The organism is Bradyrhizobium sp. CCBAU 11361, from assembly GCF_028128935.1.
Lineage (GTDB): Bacteria > Pseudomonadota > Alphaproteobacteria > Rhizobiales > Xanthobacteraceae > Bradyrhizobium > Bradyrhizobium niftali.
The window spans coordinates 26,626-43,494 of record NZ_LBJZ01000157.1; the positions used below are offsets into that span (position 1 = coordinate 26,626).

At 65.7% G+C, this 16,869-nt stretch carries 18 protein-coding genes; 17 read left to right on the top strand and 1 reads right to left on the bottom strand.

From position 1 onward, the window contains the following. Nucleotides 1-39: 39 nt before the first annotated feature. The 13 genes from XI08_RS14495 to trmB all read left to right on the top strand — a co-directional run bounded on the left by XI08_RS14495 (nt 40) and on the right by trmB (nt 11,738). Nucleotides 40-609: a NifU family protein gene (locus XI08_RS14495; RefSeq protein WP_271574894.1), complete on the top strand. Its 570-nt coding sequence runs from the start codon at nt 40-42 to the stop codon at nt 607-609. Between the two features lie 191 nt (nt 610-800). Beyond that, entirely contained in the window at nt 801-1,496 is a 696-nt protein-coding gene (gene tsaB / locus XI08_RS14500; RefSeq protein WP_271574907.1) for a tRNA (adenosine(37)-N6)-threonylcarbamoyltransferase complex dimerization subunit type 1 TsaB, read from the top strand. Further along, nucleotides 1,493-1,978 carry a ribosomal protein S18-alanine N-acetyltransferase gene (rimI, locus tag XI08_RS14505; protein WP_135175143.1) on the top strand — a complete coding sequence of 162 codons (486 nt, stop codon included), beginning with the start codon at nt 1,493-1,495 and terminating at the stop codon, nt 1,976-1,978. Before tsaB ends, rimI begins: the two co-directional genes overlap by 4 nt. A 38-nt stretch (nt 1,979-2,016) precedes the next feature. Continuing rightward, nucleotides 2,017-2,472 carry a Fur family transcriptional regulator gene (locus XI08_RS14510; RefSeq protein ID WP_027546806.1) on the top strand — a complete coding sequence of 152 codons (456 nt, stop codon included), beginning with the start codon at nt 2,017-2,019 and terminating at the stop codon, nt 2,470-2,472. 52 nt (nt 2,473-2,524) lie between these two features. Further along, a complete protein-coding gene (locus XI08_RS14515) occupies nt 2,525-3,205 on the top strand; it encodes an HAD family hydrolase (protein ID WP_271574895.1) in 681 nt (226 codons plus the stop codon). Between the two features lie 190 nt (nt 3,206-3,395). Further along, the gene (miaB, locus tag XI08_RS14520) at nt 3,396-4,793 is read left to right on the top strand and encodes a tRNA (N6-isopentenyl adenosine(37)-C2)-methylthiotransferase MiaB (protein ID WP_271574896.1); all 1,398 of its coding nucleotides are present in this window, start codon (nt 3,396-3,398) and stop codon (nt 4,791-4,793) included. A 64-nt stretch (nt 4,794-4,857) separates the two neighbouring features. Continuing rightward, nucleotides 4,858-5,853 carry a PhoH family protein gene (locus XI08_RS14525; protein ID WP_027546809.1) on the top strand — a complete coding sequence of 332 codons (996 nt, stop codon included), beginning with the start codon at nt 4,858-4,860 and terminating at the stop codon, nt 5,851-5,853. Between the two features lie 62 nt (nt 5,854-5,915). Continuing rightward, nucleotides 5,916-6,425: an rRNA maturation RNase YbeY gene (gene ybeY, locus XI08_RS14530; protein ID WP_271574897.1), complete on the top strand. Its 510-nt coding sequence runs from the start codon at nt 5,916-5,918 to the stop codon at nt 6,423-6,425. A 1-nt stretch (nt 6,426) separates the two neighbouring features. After that, nucleotides 6,427-7,545 carry a hemolysin family protein gene (locus XI08_RS14535; RefSeq protein WP_271574898.1) on the top strand — a complete coding sequence of 373 codons (1,119 nt, stop codon included), beginning with the start codon at nt 6,427-6,429 and terminating at the stop codon, nt 7,543-7,545. After that, nucleotides 7,542-9,155, top strand: coding sequence for an apolipoprotein N-acyltransferase (gene lnt / locus XI08_RS14540; protein WP_271574899.1), 1,614 nt, complete (start codon nt 7,542-7,544; stop codon nt 9,153-9,155). Before XI08_RS14535 ends, lnt begins: the two co-directional genes overlap by 4 nt. A gap of 220 nt (nt 9,156-9,375) precedes the next feature. Then, the gene (locus XI08_RS14545) at nt 9,376-9,789 is read left to right on the top strand and encodes a helix-turn-helix domain-containing protein (protein WP_027546813.1); all 414 of its coding nucleotides are present in this window, start codon (nt 9,376-9,378) and stop codon (nt 9,787-9,789) included. Between the two features lie 84 nt (nt 9,790-9,873). Beyond that, on the top strand, nt 9,874-11,031 hold the full coding sequence (locus XI08_RS14550) for a M20 family metallopeptidase (RefSeq protein WP_271574900.1): 1,158 nt from the start codon (nt 9,874-9,876) through the stop codon (nt 11,029-11,031). After that, nucleotides 11,028-11,738, top strand: coding sequence for a tRNA (guanosine(46)-N7)-methyltransferase TrmB (trmB, locus tag XI08_RS14555; RefSeq protein ID WP_271574901.1), 711 nt, complete (start codon nt 11,028-11,030; stop codon nt 11,736-11,738). Before XI08_RS14550 ends, trmB begins: the two co-directional genes overlap by 4 nt. 48 nt (nt 11,739-11,786) lie before the next feature. Here trmB and XI08_RS14560 read toward each other — a convergent pair whose 3' ends face one another. Next, a complete protein-coding gene (locus XI08_RS14560; protein WP_271574902.1) occupies nt 11,787-12,869 on the bottom strand; it encodes a DUF2336 domain-containing protein in 1,083 nt (360 codons plus the stop codon). A gap of 361 nt (nt 12,870-13,230) precedes the next feature. Between XI08_RS14560 and rimP the strand changes: the two genes are divergently transcribed. From rimP to XI08_RS14580, 4 genes are all read left to right on the top strand, one after another. Continuing rightward, on the top strand, nt 13,231-13,986 hold the full coding sequence (gene rimP / locus XI08_RS14565; protein ID WP_271574903.1) for a ribosome maturation factor RimP: 756 nt from the start codon (nt 13,231-13,233) through the stop codon (nt 13,984-13,986). A 2-nt stretch (nt 13,987-13,988) separates the two neighbouring features. Further along, nucleotides 13,989-15,599 carry a transcription termination factor NusA gene (nusA, locus tag XI08_RS14570; RefSeq protein WP_027546818.1) on the top strand — a complete coding sequence of 537 codons (1,611 nt, stop codon included), beginning with the start codon at nt 13,989-13,991 and terminating at the stop codon, nt 15,597-15,599. Between the two features lie 23 nt (nt 15,600-15,622). Further along, on the top strand, nt 15,623-16,306 hold the full coding sequence (locus XI08_RS14575; RefSeq protein ID WP_271574904.1) for an RNA-binding protein: 684 nt from the start codon (nt 15,623-15,625) through the stop codon (nt 16,304-16,306). 70 nt (nt 16,307-16,376) lie between these two features. Next, nucleotides 16,377-16,869, top strand: a 493-nt coding sequence (locus XI08_RS14580; RefSeq protein ID WP_271574905.1) for a translation initiation factor IF-2 associated domain-containing protein, incomplete at its 3' end; no start/stop codon positions are given.

The following is a 16,869-nucleotide window of genomic DNA, read 5'->3' on the forward strand; positions in this document are numbered from 1 at the left end:
CACGCGCCGGCCTTGAACCGGCGACGTCTGGAGAAAACCATGTTCATTCAAACCGAAGCCACCCCCAATCCCGCCACGCTGAAGTTCATTCCCGGCCGCGTCGTGGTCGACGGCAGCCCGATGGAATTTTCGAGCCGCGAAGCCGCGGCGCGTTCGCCGCTCGCCGAGAAGCTGTTCGAGGTGCCCGGCGTCACCGGCGTGTTCTACGGATCGGACTTCATCACCGTGACCAAGGCGAACGGTGAATGGCAGCAGCTCAAGCCGGCGATCCTCGGTGCCATCATGGAGCACTACATGTCCGGCGCGCCGCTGCTCGCCGGCGGTGCCGCGCAAAGCGATGCCGATCTCGACGACGAGGACGAGTTCTTCGACGAGGCCGATGCCGAGACGGTCGACATGATCAAGGACCTGATCGAGACCCGGGTGCGTCCGGCGGTCGCCAATGACGGCGGCGACATCACCTTCCGCGGCTTCAAGGACGGTATCGTCTATCTCAACATGAAGGGCGCCTGCTCCGGCTGCCCGTCATCGACCGCGACGCTGCAGCACGGCATCCAGAACCTGCTCAAGCACTTCGTGCCCGACGTGGTCGAAGTCCGGCCGATGTGACGACGAAGTCGTCATTCCGGGGCGGTCCGAAGGACCGAACCCGGAATCTCGAGATTCCGGGTCTGGTGCTATCCCGGAATGACAGTTGTCGTAGGGTATTTTGGAGGCCGGCAAATCGTGCGTGAAGAATGGCGGATCGGCCCGTGGTTCGCTACACTCCTCGTTATTCGCCACTCGCCATTCGCGTTCTCATGCTGATCCTTGCCATCGATACCGCGCTGGAAGCGTGCGCGGCCGCCGTGCTCGATACCGACGCCGGCGAGCTGCTTGCGCAGGAACAGCTTCTCATGAAGCGCGGCCACGCCGAGGCGCTGATGCCGATGATCGCGCGCGTCATGCAATCGGCCAATCTCGCCTTCACCGCGCTCGACCGCATCGCCGTCACCGTCGGGCCGGGAAGTTTCACGGGCCTCCGCGTCGGCATTTCGGCGGCACGCGGCCTTGCACTCGCGGCCAAGCGGCCGGCCGTCGGGCTGACGACGTTATCGGCCTATGCCGCTACCGTCGTCGGCCAGAGCAAATCGGCGCCGGTGATCTCCGCGATCGATGCGCGGCACGATCACGTCTACTTCCAGATCGTCGCCGGCGACGGCAGCCAGCTGGTGCGGCCGGGCGTCGCTCCCGTCGACGAGGCGATCGCGACCTCGCAATTCGGTGCACCGCATCTGGTCGGCAATGCCGCAAACATCCTCGCCGATCGCTGGCCGAAGGATGCACCGCAGCCGGTCGCGGTCGATGCGCAGCCCGCGCCCGATATCGGCTGGGTCGCATGGCTTGGCGCTGCCGCCGATCCCGAGACAAATCCGGCGCGGCCATTCTATCTGCGCGCACCCGATGCGAAACCGGCAGCTCAGCCCCCGCTCGCAGCTCACGCCGCGACCTCATGATGAGCTGGCTGTCGGAATGGTGGCGCGGCGGCACGGCCGCCGTCGAGCCGGCTTCCGCGCGCGATGCCGCGCGGCTCGCGCAGCTTCATGGCGCCTCCTTCGCCCACGGCTGGGGCGAAGGCGAGTTCGAGAGCATGATGAGCGAGCGCAACACGCTGGTGCATCGGCTGCGCCTCGGTCGCAAGACCATCGGCTTTGCGGTGTCGAGGATCGGCGCGGACGAAGCGGAGATCCTCTCGATCGCGGTCGACGAGGCCCATCGCGGCCGCGGCCTCTCCCGCACGCTGCTGATGACCCATCTCGGCCACCTCGCCGGGCGCGGCGTGCGCACGATATTTCTCGAGGTCGAGGAAAACAACCAGCCGGCACGGCGGCTCTATGCGGGGTGCGGATTCATGGTGGTCGGACGTCGCGAACGCTACTATAAACAGCCGAACGGGGAACAATTGAACGCCCTTCTGATGCGGCGTGACTTGTCGTAACATTGATGGCAGAAAGCGCCCCGTCAGGCAGACAGATCATGACCGCACTGAAACCCTCTTCTGCATCCAAGTCGTCCGGCATCGAGGCGCGCTGTGCCGCCACCGGCATGCGCATGACCGAGCAGCGCCGCGTCATCGCCCGCGTGCTCGCGGAGGCGGTCGATCATCCCGATGTCGAGGAATTGTACCGACGCTGTGTCGCCGTCGACGACAAGATCTCGATCTCGACCGTGTATCGCACCGTCAAGCTGTTCGAGGATGCCGGCATCATCGAACGCCATGACTTTCGCGAAGGACGCGCGCGCTACGAGACGATGCGCGACAGCCATCACGACCACCTCATCAATCTGCGCGACGGCAAGGTGATCGAGTTTACCTCCGAAGAGATCGAGAAGCTCCAGGCGGAAATCGCCCGCAAGCTCGGCTACAAGCTGGTCGATCACCGGCTCGAGCTCTATTGCGTTCCGCTCGACGACGACAAGCCGACGTCTTAAGTGGCATGATCTTGTCGGAAAACCGCTCCACACTTTTCCGGATCATGCCTTAGTGCCCGTCGACCTCATCATTTTCGATTGCGACGGCGTGCTCGTGGACAGCGAGGTGATCTCCTGTCGCGCGCATGCGGATGTGCTGACGCGCCACGGCTATCCGATCACTTCGGAGCAGGTGCTGGTCCGCTTTCTCGGCGTATCCGAGAAGGACGCGCGGCGGATGGTCGAGCAGGAAATCGGCCGCAGTCTCCCCGACGATCTCGAGAGCCAGGTGAATGCGGCCACGCTGCAATTCTACGCCAGCGATCTGCAGCCGATTACCTATGTGGCGGCAGCGATTGCCGCAATCGATCTGCCGAAATGCGTCGCATCGAGCGGCACGCCGGACAAGATCCATCACGGCCTGACGTGCGCCGGGCTCTACGACCTGCTCGCCCCGAACATCTTTTCCGCGAGCCAGGTCGCGCGCGGCAAGCCGGCGCCCGACCTGTTCCTGTTCGCCGCCGCGCAGATGAAGGTCGCGCCGGAGCGGTGCCTCGTGATCGAGGACAGCGTCCCCGGGGTAACAGGTGCGCACGCCGCCGGGATGACCGTGCTGGGCTTTCATGGCGGCAGCCACTGCCCGGCGGGTCACCCCGAAAGGCTGCGGGCCGCCGGCGCCGGACTGACATTCGACGATATGCGGCAATTGCCGGAGCTGGTCCGGCGGGTCGGGGCGGACGCTTTGGCGGGCTGATTTCGCCCCCTTGCCCGTCATTCCGGGGCACGCGCAAGGCGCGTGAAGCCGGAATCCGGAGCTTTTGGCCCGAGATTCCGGGTTCGCGCTGACGCGCGCCCCGGAATGACGGTCCAGAGGCTCCATTCGCTGGATTTTCCCCCCTCCAGCCTATATCTGAAGGCCGTCCTCCACCTCCATTTCGGGTTCCATGACGCCGCCGCGCAAGCTGCACATCAAATCATATGGCTGCCAGATGAACGTCTACGATGCCCAGCGCATGGTGGACACGCTGGCTCCGGAAGGATTCGTGGAGACGGCCAGCGCAGAGGACGCCGACCTCGTCATCCTCAACACCTGCCATATCCGCGAGAAGGCCTCCGAGAAGGTCTATTCCGAGCTCGGCCGGCTGCGCGTCGCCAAGGACGAGGCCGCCCGCGGCGGCCGCGCGATGCAGATCGCGGTCGCAGGCTGCGTGGCGCAGGCCGAGGGCGAGGAGATCGTGCGCCGGGCGCCGGTGGTCGACGTCGTGGTCGGTCCGCAGAGCTACCATCATCTGCCGGAGCTGCTGAAGCGGGCCGGCAACGAAGGCCGCGCGATCGAGACCGAATTTCCCGCCGCCGACAAGTTCGGCTTCCTCGCCCAGCCGAAGCCCGACGCGATCCGCGCGCGCGGCATTTCCGCATTCGTCACGGTGCAGGAAGGCTGCGACAAGTTCTGCACCTTCTGCGTCGTGCCCTATACGCGCGGTGCTGAAGTGTCGCGCCCGGTGGCAAGGATCGTCGACGACGTGAAGCGGCTCGCCGAGAACGGCGTGCGCGAACTCACGCTGATCGGGCAGAACGTCAACGCCTATCATGGCGAGGGACCGGATGGAAAAACCTGGCCGCTCGGCCGGCTGCTCGAACATCTGGCAGCGATTCCCGGCATCGCGCGGCTGCGCTATTCGACCAGCCATCCCCGCGACGTCGATGACAGTCTGATTGCGGCCCATCGCGATCTCGGGGCCTTGATGCCGTTCGTGCACCTGCCGGTGCAGTCGGGCTCGGACCGGATTCTGGCGGCCATGAACCGCAAACATACCGCCGATGATTATCGGCGTGTCATCGACCGTTTCCGGGCCGCGCGCCAAGACATTGCTTTTTCATCAGATTTTATCGTGGGCTTTCCGGGGGAAAGCGAGCAAGATTTTCTCGCCACCCTCGCGCTTGTCACGCAAATCGGCTACGCTGCGGCTTATTCGTTCAAATACTCCGCCCGGCCGGGAACGCCGGCCGCGGACATGCAGGAGACGGTGTCCCCCGCCGAGATGGACCAGCGATTGGAGCGGCTCCAGGAACTGATCGACAGCCAGCAATCGGCCTTCAACAAGGCCGCGATTGGCTCAACGGTCGATGTGCTGTTCGAGCGTCCGGCGCGCAAGGAGGGCCAGATCGTCGGCCGCACCGCCTTCCTCCAGCCCGCGCATGTGATGGCCTCGCCCGACATCATCGGACAAATCCTGCCGGTGCGGATCGACAGCCTCGAACGCTACAGCTTCCTCGGCGAGCTCGCCACACCGCGCGTTGCGCGCGAGCCCGCTTTATCATCCATCGCCACTGGAGCCTGAACCCTTGCCAAAAAGCGCATCGGATTGGTCTTCTATCGCTCCCAGCCGCAAATTTGACCGCGACATGCAAGTTCCGCCAGAGACCCAGGTCGTCATCGACTTCGACGACAACCGCGCCGCATCCGCACTGGTCGGCCCCTATGGCCAGAACCTGGCGCAGATCGAGCGTCGGCTTGGCGTCGTCGTGGATTCCAAAGGCAACCACATCACCATCGGTGGCACCCGCGACGGCTGCGATGCGGCGCGCCGCGTGCTGGAAACGCTCTACGCGCACGCCGTAAAGGGCCAGGATGTCGACCAGGGTGAGGTCGAAGGTGCGATCCGCGCAGTGATCGCGCAGGGCTCGCTGTTCGAGTTCGACGCCAAGTCGGCGAAGTCAACCTTCGACAGCATCAACTTGCGCAAGCGGCCGGTGCGCGCGCGCACGGCTGCGCAGGATTCCTACATCCGTGCGCTGAAGCGCCACGAGCTTGTGTTCGGCATCGGGCCCGCCGGCACCGGCAAGACCTGGCTCGCGGTCGCGCATGCCGCGCAACTGTTCGAGCGCAAGGAGGTCGACAAGATCATCCTGTCGCGCCCGGCGGTGGAAGCCGGCGAGCGGCTCGGCTTCCTGCCCGGCGATCTCCGCGAGAAGGTCGATCCCTATCTGCGCCCGATCTACGACGCGCTCTACGATCTCATGGACGCGCGCATCGTCGAGCGGGCGCTCCAGACCGGCGAGATCGAGATCGCGCCGCTCGCCTTCATGCGCGGCCGCACGCTCACCAACGCCGCCATCATCCTGGACGAGGCGCAGAACACCACGTCGATGCAGATGAAGATGTTCCTGACCCGTCTCGGCGAGAACAGCCGCATGATCGTGACCGGCGACCCCTCGCAGATCGACCTGCCGAACGGCCAGACCTCGGGCCTCGCCGAGGCAACCCGCCTGCTGGACGGTGTCGAAGGCATTGCACAAGTTCATTTCAAGGCCGAGGACGTGATCCGCCACGAGCTCGTGGCGCGGATCGTCGCCGCCTATGAAGGGTTGCCGCAGCGGCCGGCGACCGGCAAATCCTGACGGGACAACAACCGGACCATATGGGCGCGGACGCAAGCGCCTTTTCGTTCCGAACAAAGACAATGTCACACCCCAACCTTCCCATGACCGAGGTCCTCGTCGTCGCCGATTGCTGGCAGCGCGAACCCGATTCCGAAGCCGTGATCCAGCGCGCGATCGCGGCCGCCGCCGAGAGTGTCGACGAAGACGTCGCGGAAGCGGAAGTGGCGGTGATGCTGACCGACGATGCCGGCATCCGCACGCTCAACAGCAACTGGCGCGGCATCGACAAGCCGACCAACGTGCTGTCGTTTCCCGCGCTCCAGCCCGAGGGCGAATGGAAGCCCGGCGATGCGCCGCGCATGCTCGGCGACATCGCGATTGCCTACGAGACCATGCGGCGCGAGGCCGACGAGGAAAAGAAGCCGTTCGACCACCATCTGAGCCATCTCGCCGTGCACGGCTTCCTGCACCTGATCGGCTACGACCACGAGAACGACGACGACGCGGAGGAGATGGAAGCGCTGGAGACGCAGATCCTCGCCCATCTCGGCATTCCCGATCCCTATGCCGACCGCCCGGGGACGCACTGAGATGCCGGATTCCGACCCGACCCACGACAATCCCCGCAACACGCCCAATTTGCCTGTCGTGGTGACATCGGGCGAGGTCCTGCGTCCGACCGCCGAGGGCTGGCTGCTGCGCGCGATCCGCACGCTGTTCGGCTGGAAGGCCGGATCGGTGCGCGACGATCTCCAGGTCGTGCTCGACGCCTCGACGCCCGACGACACCGGCTTCTCCGCCGTCGAGCGCACCATGCTGCGCAACATCCTCGGTCTGCACGAGCGCCGCATCGCCGACGTCATGGTGCATCGTGCCGACATCATTGCGGTGAAGCGCGACATCCCGCTCGGTGAGCTGATGGACCGCTTCGAAAGCGCCGGCCACTCGCGCCTCGTCGTCTACAACGAGACGCTCGACGATCCCGTCGGCATCGTCCACATCCGCGACCTGCTCGCGTTCATGACCGCGCGGGCGCGCGTGTCGGACGCCACCAAGACCAAGCGCAAGAAGCCGCTGCCGGCCGGCCTCGACCTTCGTACCGTCGATCTCGCGCTGCCGCTCGAGGACGCGCGCATCATCCGCAAGCTGCTCTACGTGCCGCCGTCGATGCGCGCGATCGACCTGCTCGCGCAGATGCAGGCCACGCGCATCCACCTGGCGCTGGTGGTCGACGAATATGGCGGCAGCGACGGGCTGGTCTCGCTCGAGGACATCGTCGAGCAGATCGTCGGCGAGATCGACGACGAGCACGACAGCGACGAGCCGCCCTCGATCGTGCGCCTGCCGGACAACGCTTTCATCGCCGACGCCCGCGCCAGCCTCGACGACGTCCGCACCGTGATCGGCGCGGACTTCGTCACCGGCGAGGCCGGCGAGGAAGTCGAGACGCTGGGCGGCTATCTCGTCAGCTTCGTCGGGCGCCTGCCGGTGCGCGGCGAGGTGATCTCGGGCCCCGGCAATTACGAGGTCGAGGTGCTCGATGCCGATCCGCGCCGCGTCAAGCGGCTGCGCATCTCGACGCGGAAGGAACGCCCCGCGCCGCGCACCCAGCGCGAGAGCCGACGCCGCGAGGCCACGCCGGAGAGCGGTCAACCGCCGGCCAGTGACACGCCGACCCCGCCGCCAAGCGACGGGACCGGCCCACAGTGAGCGCATTCCAGCGACTCCGGCAGATTGCGCTAGCCATCATCCTCACCTGGGGATGGAAGCGCGCCGTCCTCGCCATGGCCGCCGGCGCGCTGTCGGTGCTGGCGCTGGCGCCGTTCAATCTCTTCCCGGTGCTGGTCATTACTTTCCCGGTGCTGGTCTGGCTGATCGACGGCGCCGGCGCTGGACGATACGGCGGCATCCCCGCCGCGGCGCTGACCGGCTACTGGTTCGGGCTCGGCTATTTCGTGCCCGGCCTGTACTGGATCGGCTACGCCTTCTTCGTCGACGCCGACGTGTTCGCCTGGCTGACGCCGTTCGCCGTGCTGGGCCTGCCAGCCTATCTGTCCATCTTCACGGCGATCGGTTTTGCGCTGGCACGCCTGCTCTGGACCAAGAACGCCACGCGCGTGCTTGCGCTCGCGGCAAGCCTCACCATCGCCGAATGGCTACGCGGTCACGCGCTGACCGGCTTTCCCTGGAACGCGTTCGGCTATGCGCTGTCGGAGCCGTTGCCGCTGGCGCAGACGGCATCGCTGGTCGGCCTGTGGGGGATGACGTTCCTGGCGGTCGCGATCTTTGCGAGCCCCGCGACGCTGATCGACCGCACGCCCGATCGCCGCGTGGCCTGGCGCGCGCCGGCCGCGGCAGTCGCACTTCTGATTGTCATGAGCATCTTCGGCGCGATCCGCCTGTCGCTGCATCCGACCACGATGGTCGCGGGCGCCAAGCTGCGCCTGATGCAGCCGAACCTCCAGCAGGACGCGAAATTCAACTACGCCGCCAAGGCGGAGGTGATGAAGAAATACCTGGCACTGTCGGACCGCGCCTCCGGCCCGCAATCGACCGGCGTGCGCGATGCCACCATCCTGATCTGGCCGGAATCCGCTTTTCCGTTCTTCCTGACCCGCGAAGCCGACGCGATGGCGGAGATCGCCGAGCTGCTGCCGAAGGGCACGGTGCTGATCACGGGTTCGGTCCGCGCGCCCGATCTGCCGCGGGGAACGCCGATCACCCGTGCCTATAATTCGATCTACGTGATCGATCACGACGGCAGCGTGCTCGCGGTCTACGACAAGCTGCATCTGGTGCCGTTCGGCGAGTTTCTTCCCTATCAGGGCCTGATGGAGAAGCTCGGCTTCGAGCAGCTCACGCGTGTGCGCGGCGGCTTCATCGCCGGCACCGTGCGGCATGCGCTACCAGTCGCCGGCGCGCCGTCCGCGCTGCCGCTGATCTGCTACGAAGCAATTTTTCCCGGCGAGGTTGCCGGTCGCAACGAACGTCCGGGCTGGATCGTGAACCTCACCAATGACGGCTGGTTCGGCATCTCGACCGGCCCCTATCAGCATCTGGAGCAGGCGCGGATGCGCGCGATCGAACTCGGATTGCCGCTGGTCCGCTCCGCCAATACCGGCATCTCCGCGGTGATCGATCCGGCGGGACGAACCATCGCCAGCCTCGGTCTCGGCGTCGAAGGCATTTTGGACGCAAACCTGCCCGCAGCGATCCCGCCGACGATCTATGCGCGGGTCGGCGACGTGCCTGCGGCCGTGCTCGTCGCGGTGGCCGTGCTTCTCGCGGTCCGCCGACGCGTGACCAAACGGCACCCCTGATCCCGCCGTCAACGCCGAAGCGGCCGGAATCCTTTGACAACCGTGGTCTCACGGTTGACAGACTGCACGCGGGTTCCTCATTCTGCACCGGCTGCAAAAGACAGTGGGCATTGCTAAATTTCTCCGCAATGTTTCCCAATAACAGGGTCTGATTTTTATGATGCTGGCACCTGAGGCATTCAATCGATTGCGCTGAGGGTGGTGTTTGGAGGCTGAGGAAATGTCGAAAGCGCCCAACCCTGTTGACAAATATGTCGGCAGCCGCGTGCGTATGCGCCGCATCATGTTGGGCATGAGCCAGGAAAAGCTCGGTGAAGCTTTGGGCCTGACTTTCCAGCAGATCCAGAAGTACGAGAAGGGCACGAACCGGGTCGGCGCGAGCCGAATCCAGCAGATTGCCGAGATTCTCCAGGTGCCGGTGTCGTTCCTGTTCGAGGGCGGACCGAGCGGCGTGGCCGGCCCGAACGGCTTCGCAGAAGGCGCCTCGCCCTCCTACGTCTCGGACTTCCTTGCGACCTCCGAAGGACTCGCCTTGACCAAGGCGTTCACCCGAATCACTGATTCGAAGATGCGCCGCTCCATCGTCGATCTCGTCGAGCAGATTGCGGCCCGCGAAGGCCCCGACAAGCGCTGACGGGCCAGCTCAATCGATTTGAGGCCGCGCCAAATCTGGCCTATGTCGTCATTTGTGGCCGCGCTTTGACGTGCGTCCTCTCAAATGATTCGATTCAAAGGCATAGATGCGCCCATGGCGAGCTCCAATTGGTTCGATACCAAAACTATTCTCGACGGCATCCGACGCTGGGTGGAGATCGAGACGCCGACAGAGGCGCCTGATCAGGTCAACAGGCTGGTGTCGCTGGTCGCGGATCATTATCGCGATCTGCCCGTCACGCTCGAGCGCGTCGCCGGCGTCGACGGCTGCGGCGATCATCTGCTGGCACGCTCGGCCTGGGGCCAGGACCAGCCCGGCATCCTGGTGCTGAGCCACCTCGATACCGTTCACCCCCTGGGATTCATCGAACGTCTGCCGTTCAAGGTCGAAGGTGACAGCGCGTTCGGTCCCGGCATCTACGACATGAAGGGCGGCGCCTACATCGCCCATCACGCGTTTCGCGCGCTTTGCGCCACGGCCGAGCGTTCGCCACTCGGCATCACCCACTTGTTCACCTCCGACGAGGAGATCGGCAGCCCCACCTCGCGCGCGCTGATCGAGACGGAAGGGCGCAAGGCCAAATACGTGCTGGTGACGGAGCCGGCGCGCGACGGCGGCAAGATCGTCACCGGACGCAAGGGCGTCGGACGCTTCCAGGTGTTCATCAAGGGCGTGCCGGCGCATGCCGGCTCGCGGCCCGAAGACGGTCGCAGCGCCGTCCGCGAGCTCGCCAATATCATCCTGGCGCTGGAAGGGATGAACGACCCGGCGCGCGGCGTCTCGGTGAATGTCGGTGTGGTGCGCGGCGGCACGCGCCCCAACGTGACGCCGGAAGAGGCCTATGCCGAAGTCGATCTGCGCGTGCTGAGCCTCAAAGACGCGGAGGAGTTCGTCGGCAAGATCCTCGGGCTGACATCGAAGACCGAAGGCGTCACCGTCAAGATCACCGGCGAGCTTAATCGTCCGCCTTACGAGAAGAGCAATGCAGGCGCCTCGCTCTACGAGCATGCGAAGACGCTCGCCGGCGAAATCGGCTTCGAGCTGATCGACACCCACACCGGCGGCGGCTCGGACGGCAATTTCACCGCTCCCCACACCGGCACGCTGGACGGGCTCGGCGTCGACGGCAAGGGCGCACACACCGACTACGAGCAGCTCTATGTCTCGTCGCTCAACCCGCGCGCACGGCTGCTCTATCGCCTGTATCAGACGCTGCGATGAGCGAACGCAAGTCAGATCCCGATCGCGATGACAGCGAGCGCGCCTTCTTCGGGCGCCGCAAGGGCCACAAGCTCAGGCAGCACCAGGCCGAGCTGATCGATCATCTGTTGCCGCATCTTGCGCTCGACATCACGGGCGAGGCGCCGGGGAATGCGCGCGAGATCTTCGATCCCGCGGCGAACGATGTGCGGCTCGAGATCGGCTTCGGCGGCGGCGAGCATCTTGCGGCCGAGGCGCAGAACTTCGCCACGACCGGCTTCATCGGCTGCGAGCCCTATGTCAACGGCATGGCGAAGATCCTGGCGCAGATCGAGGCCGGCAACATCGCCAACATCCGCCTGTTCGCCGGCGATGCCGCCGAGCTCCTGGCCTGGCTGCCGCCAGCCTCGCTGTCGCGGATCGACCTGATCCATCCGGATCCCTGGCCGAAGCGGCGGCACTGGAAGCGGCGCTTCGTCCAGGACAGGACCATCGCTGCAATGGCGCGCGTGCTGAAGGTCGGCGGCGAATTCCGCTTCGTCTGCGACATCGACGATTACTGCGCCTGGACGCTGTCGCATCTTGCGCGCTCGACGGATTTCAAATGGCTTGCGGAGCGCGCCGACGATTTCCGGCAGCCCTGGGACGGCTACACGATGACACGCTACGGCCGGAAGGCCGCGCGCGAGGGCCGCAAGGCGGCTTACTTGCGGTTCAGAAGACAATGATCGTCGTTCCGGGGCGCGCCGAGCGCCGGAATGACCAGCAAAAGAATCTTAGATCGTCTGCCGGTTGCGCCAGAAATTCACGACGCGTTCCGCCGTCGTCGGCATCAGGCGCGTGAAGTTCATGCGGGCGGCCTCGATGTCGGCATTGGCCGGCGCGCGATGCGGACCGTACCAGAGCAGGATGAGCGCGCGCACCGTGGGCCAGCCGAGATTCAGCACGCGCCCCAGGATCAGAAGCGGATCGTAGCGGTCGCCCGCGATCAGGCGGTCGAGGATCGAGAGGCGGACGCCGGACATCGCCGAGAGCGAGGCGATCGCTTCCTCGTATTTGCCTGCCTTGGCAAAGCCGAGCAGCGCGCTCTCGCCGAGATGGCCCTCGCGATGCAAGGCGAGCACCGTACGCTGTGCCGACGAGAAATCGCGCCGCGGCCCGGGCGGCAGCGCGGCCTCCTCGATCGCCGCCATGGCGCGCTTGATCTCGACCTGGCGCACGGGATTGACCACGCTGGAGAGACGGCGGCGGATGACGTCGAGCGTGCCGTCGAGCAGCTCTTTCAGGTGCTCGCCGGAAAGATCGTTGCGCTGGCCGATCTTGAGCGTCAGCACGCCGTCCTGCGCGGCACGCTTGATCAGCTCGGAATAGCTGCCAGGCGAGAACACCGCACCGGCATTGCCCGCGGCGCGACGCACCACGTCGCGATCGCCGCGCTCGACCAGCACGTCGGTGACGACAGACGACAGAGCGGGGCGCTCCGTCATCGCCAGCAGATGCCCCTGGCCCTTCAGCCGCGCGATCTCGACCAGTGCGGCTTCGTCGAGCACGGGCGAGCGGCGCAGCACGGGGCCGGCCACCATGATCTCGTTTTCGCGGGCGAGCTGGTTCACCAGGTGCCGCGGCGCGTTGTCCAGGCGCGAGAAGCGCTCGGCGAGATCGACGCGCGAGGCGAGCTCGGCATGCGGCACGAGATCGATCAGGAGATCGTCGAAGAGATCGATGAGCTCGGGACGGAGCTTGTCCGGATCCTGGAAGAACAGTTCGGCGATGGCACGCGCGATTTCGCCACGGCGCCGGGGATCGCCGCGTTTGACGATTTCGTCCAGTCCGGGAATGAGCGACGTGGCAACGGTCATGAAAACGCAAACTCGTACAGGGCACGCCGCGGGTGCGCCCTTGGTCCAAGCCGCCCCACAATCAGGGAATTTAGGCCCCGTTGATGAAGGAAGCGTTGCGCGGGGGGCCGCCGGAATGGCGCAAAAAGCCTCGCTTGCCCTGCGATGGGCCTTGTCCGGGAGGGTGGAAAGGGCTATATCAGCGCCAATTCATCTTCTCATACGATCCGCGTAGTGAGAGTGGGCCCGAAAGGACCCGCTCTTTTTTATTACCTGAGCGCGGCTTGGCGGAAGATGCGGCCCGGCGCGCTGTCGGGAGAGTTCCGAAGCGGTCTTTGAAATTGTAACCAAGCCTTAACCATCGAGCGCCTTGACCCTGGATATGACCGAACCGACCACTGGTTCCACGGATGCCGAGTTGCTGGCCGAGCCGAGGCTCGTGGTCGAGCCGGGCGTCGCGGCACGGGTGTCCGCGGTGGCAGGGCCCGTGCTCCGGGGCATGGGCTACCGCCTGGTGCGGATCCGTATCTCCGGTGAGGCCGGCTGCACCGTGCAGATCATGGCCGAGCGCCCGGACGGCTCGATGCAGATCGAGGATTGCGAGGCGATCTCGCGGGCGCTGTCGCCCGTGCTCGACGTCGCCGACCCAATCGATCGCGCCTATCGGCTGGAAATCTCCTCGCCGGGGATCGATCGCCCCCTGGTGCGGCGCTCCGATTTCGAGCGCTATGCCGGGCACCTGGTGAAGGTCGAGATGGCGGTCGCCCATGAGGGGCGGAAGCGGTTCCGCGGCATGATCGGCCCTGTCGAAGGCGACCGCGTGCATCTGCATCGCGACGACGTCAAGGCGGCCGAGGAACGCGACGTTCTCCTGACGATGGAGGATATCAGCGAGGCCCGGCTGGTGCTGACCGATGAGCTGATCGCGGAATCGATGCGCCGTGGCAAGGCCGCGGCGCGCGAGATGCGCCGCAATCTCGGCCTGGAGCCGCCGGCTGCGCCTCACGCGAAAATCAGCGAAAAAACGACCAAGAACACCAAGCCTAAGAAGAAGCCGGCACCGACCAACACGAAGAAGCATCGCCTGGCCGCCGAACGCGCGCGGCGCGGCGAGATCGAGCCTGACGAAGGAGACTAGCCATGGCAGTCAGCGCCAATCGACTTGAATTGCTCCAGATCGCCGATGCCGTCGCGCGGGAGAAATCGATCGACCGCGGCATCGTCATCGCGGCGATGGAGGACGCCATCGCCAAGGCGGCGCGTGCCCGCTACGGCAGCGAGACTGACGTTCACGCCGAGATCGACCCGAAGAAGGGCGAGCTGCGGCTGTCGCGCCACATGCTGGTGGTCGAGAAGGTCGAAAACCACTCCAACCAGATTTCGCTGGTGGATGCGCAGCGCGCCAATCCCGGCGCCCAGGTCGGCGACACCATCGCCGATACCCTGCCGCCGCTGGAATATGGCCGCATCGCCGCGCAGTCGGCCAAGCAGGTGATCGTGCAGAAGGTGCGCGAGGCCGAGCGCGACCGGCAATATCAGGAATTCAAGGACCGCATCGGCGACATCGTCAACGGCGTCGTCAAGCGCGTCGAATATGGCAGCGTGATCGTCGATCTCGGCCGTGGCGAAGCCATCATCCGCCGCGACGAGATGCTGCCGCGCGAAGTCTTCCGCAACGGCGACCGCGTCCGCGCCTATATCTTCGACGTCCGCCGCGAGACCCGCGGCCCGCAGATCTTCCTCTCCCGCACCCATCCGCAGTTCATGGCGAAGCTGTTCGCGCAGGAAGTGCCCGAGATCTACGACGGCATCGTCGAGATCAAGGCGGTTGCCCGCGATCCCGGCTCGCGCGCGAAAATCGGCGTGATTTCCCGCGATTCCTCGGTCGATCCGGTCGGCGCCTGCGTCGGCATGCGCGGCTCGCGCGTGCAGGCGGTGGTGAACGAATTGCAGGGCGAGAAGATCGACATCATTCCCTGGTCGCCCGACATCGCGACCTTCGTGGTCAACGCACTGGCGCCGGCCGAAGTCTCCAAGGTCGTGATCGATGAAGACCGCGAGCGCATCGAGGTCGTCGTGCCCGATACCAACAACCAGCTCTCGCTGGCGATCGGCCGCCGCGGCCAGAACGTGCGTCTGGCCTCGCAGCTCACCGGCTGGGATATCGACATCCTGACCGAGCAGGAGGAATCGGAGCGCCGCCAGGCCGACTTCGAGAACTCCACCCGCGTCTTCATGGAATCGCTCAACGTCGACGAGGTGGTCGGCCAGCTGCTCGCGTCCGAAGGCTTCACCTCGGTCGAGGAACTCGCGATGGTCGACATCAAGGAGCTCGCCGGCATCGAGGGTTTTGACGAGGAGACCGCGCAGGAGCTCCAGAACCGCGCCCGCGAATATCTCGAGCAGCAGGAAGCCGAGCTCGAGGCCAAGCGCGTGGAACTCGGCGTCGAGGACGCTCTCAAGGACGTGCCCGGCGTCACCTCGAAGATGCTGGTGAAGTTCGGCGAGAACGACATCAAGACCGTCGACGACCTCGCCGGCTGCGCCACCGACGATCTGGTCGGCTGGACCGAGCGCAAGGAAGGTGGCGAATCCACCAAATATCCGGGTGCGCTCGACGGTATCGACATCTCCCGTGACGATGCCGAGGCGATGATCATGCAGGCTCGCGTCAAGGCCGGCTGGATCACCGAGGCCGATCTCGCCAAGCCCGCTGAAGAGGCTGAGGCGACCGAAGATCAACCGGCTTAAGGGCGAAGGAGGATGTCGCCCGGATGCTTGCCAGCTCTGACAGCGAACTCGATCATGGGCCGCGGACCGAAAGGTCCGCGACCATGCGGATGTGCGCGGTCAGCCGCGAGGTCCGGCCGATCGACGAGCTGATCCGCTTCGTCGTATCGCCCCAGGGCGACATAGTTCCCGATCTCAAGCGCAAGCTGCCCGGACGCGGCATGTGGATCACCGCCTCGCGCGAGGTGGTTGCGGAAGCCGTGCGGCGTCACCAATTTAACAAGGCCTTCAAGCGCGAGCTGCGCACCCCTCAGACGCTTCCCGCCGACATCGAGGCGCTCCTGGTCCGGAGCGTGACGGAAGCCCTTGGGATCGCCGCCAAGGCGGGCCAGATCGTGGCCGGCTTCGGCAAGGTCGAGAGCGCCCTGCGCGAAGGCACGGTCGAGGTCCTGATCCACGCCAGCGACGGGGCCGCGGACGGAATCCGCAAATTGGACATGCTGGCACGTCAAAATGCCGGAAATCGCGGCTCCAAGCCGCAGATTCCCGTCGTGACGGTACTGAAATCGATAGAATTGGATTTGGCACTGCCCCGGTCAAATGTGATACATGCTGCCCTGCTCGCGGGCCCGGCGAGCAGGTCATTCCTGTCACGTAGCCAGATGCTGGTCCGATACCGGATGGCGGACGATGACAAGACTGCCGAAAAGCCCGGCCAGGATTTCTGAGAGACAACGACGACCCGATAGGACTGTGCGGCAACGCACAACGCTAACAGATCAGGATTAGGACTGCTGAATGGTTGATACCAAGACCCCTGACGACAAGAAGCTGAGCGTTCCGAGCAAGACGCTAACGCTCAAGCCGCGCGTCGAAACGGGAACTGTGCGCCAGAGCTTCAGCCATGGCCGCAGCAAGCAGGTCGTGGTCGAGAAGCGCGGCAAGCGCCGTATCGACGGCAGCCCCGAGCCGCAGGCTCCCACGGTTGTTGCAAAGCCGGCACCGGCCGCGCCCGCTCCGTCGCGCCCCGCTCCGCCCGCCCAGCCGCGCAACGCCGGTTCCGGCGTGGTGCTGCGTACCCTGACCGAGGACGAGCGTTCGGCCCGTGCCAGCGCGCTGGCCGATGCCAAGCTCCGCGAAGTCGAGGAACGCCGCCAGGCCGAGGAAGAGGCCCAGCGCCGCGCTGTCCGCGAGGCCGCCGAACGCGCCGAGCGCGAAGCCGCCGAAGCCCGCCGCAAGGCCGAGGACGAGCGCCATCGCCACGAGGACGAAGCCAAGCGGAAGGCCGAGA

What these genes read in the sequence shown, in the direction of transcription:
- rimI (WP_135175143.1), top strand. Translation starts at nt 1,493, where the DNA reads ATGATGAGCTGGCTGTCGGAATGGTGGCGCGGCGGCACGGCCGCCGTC.
- XI08_RS14545 (WP_027546813.1), top strand. Translation starts at nt 9,376, where the DNA reads ATGTCGAAAGCGCCCAACCCTGTTGACAAATATGTCGGCAGCCGCGTG.
- XI08_RS14560 (WP_271574902.1), bottom strand. Translation starts at nt 12,869, where the DNA reads ATGACCGTTGCCACGTCGCTCATTCCCGGACTGGACGAAATCGTCAAA.
- nusA (WP_027546818.1), top strand. Translation starts at nt 13,989, where the DNA reads ATGGCAGTCAGCGCCAATCGACTTGAATTGCTCCAGATCGCCGATGCC.
- ybeY (WP_271574897.1), top strand. Translation starts at nt 5,916, where the DNA reads ATGTCACACCCCAACCTTCCCATGACCGAGGTCCTCGTCGTCGCCGAT.
- XI08_RS14575 (WP_271574904.1), top strand. Translation starts at nt 15,623, where the DNA reads ATGCTTGCCAGCTCTGACAGCGAACTCGATCATGGGCCGCGGACCGAA.
- XI08_RS14550 (WP_271574900.1), top strand. Translation starts at nt 9,874, where the DNA reads ATGATTCGATTCAAAGGCATAGATGCGCCCATGGCGAGCTCCAATTGG.
- XI08_RS14510 (WP_027546806.1), top strand. Translation starts at nt 2,017, where the DNA reads ATGACCGCACTGAAACCCTCTTCTGCATCCAAGTCGTCCGGCATCGAG.
- XI08_RS14525 (WP_027546809.1), top strand. Translation starts at nt 4,858, where the DNA reads ATGCAAGTTCCGCCAGAGACCCAGGTCGTCATCGACTTCGACGACAAC.
- miaB (WP_271574896.1), top strand. Translation starts at nt 3,396, where the DNA reads ATGACGCCGCCGCGCAAGCTGCACATCAAATCATATGGCTGCCAGATG.
- trmB (WP_271574901.1), top strand. Translation starts at nt 11,028, where the DNA reads ATGAGCGAACGCAAGTCAGATCCCGATCGCGATGACAGCGAGCGCGCC.
- tsaB (WP_271574907.1), top strand. Translation starts at nt 801, where the DNA reads ATGCTGATCCTTGCCATCGATACCGCGCTGGAAGCGTGCGCGGCCGCC.
- XI08_RS14535 (WP_271574898.1), top strand. Translation starts at nt 6,427, where the DNA reads ATGCCGGATTCCGACCCGACCCACGACAATCCCCGCAACACGCCCAAT.
- XI08_RS14495 (WP_271574894.1), top strand. Translation starts at nt 40, where the DNA reads ATGTTCATTCAAACCGAAGCCACCCCCAATCCCGCCACGCTGAAGTTC.
- rimP (WP_271574903.1), top strand. Translation starts at nt 13,231, where the DNA reads ATGACCGAACCGACCACTGGTTCCACGGATGCCGAGTTGCTGGCCGAG.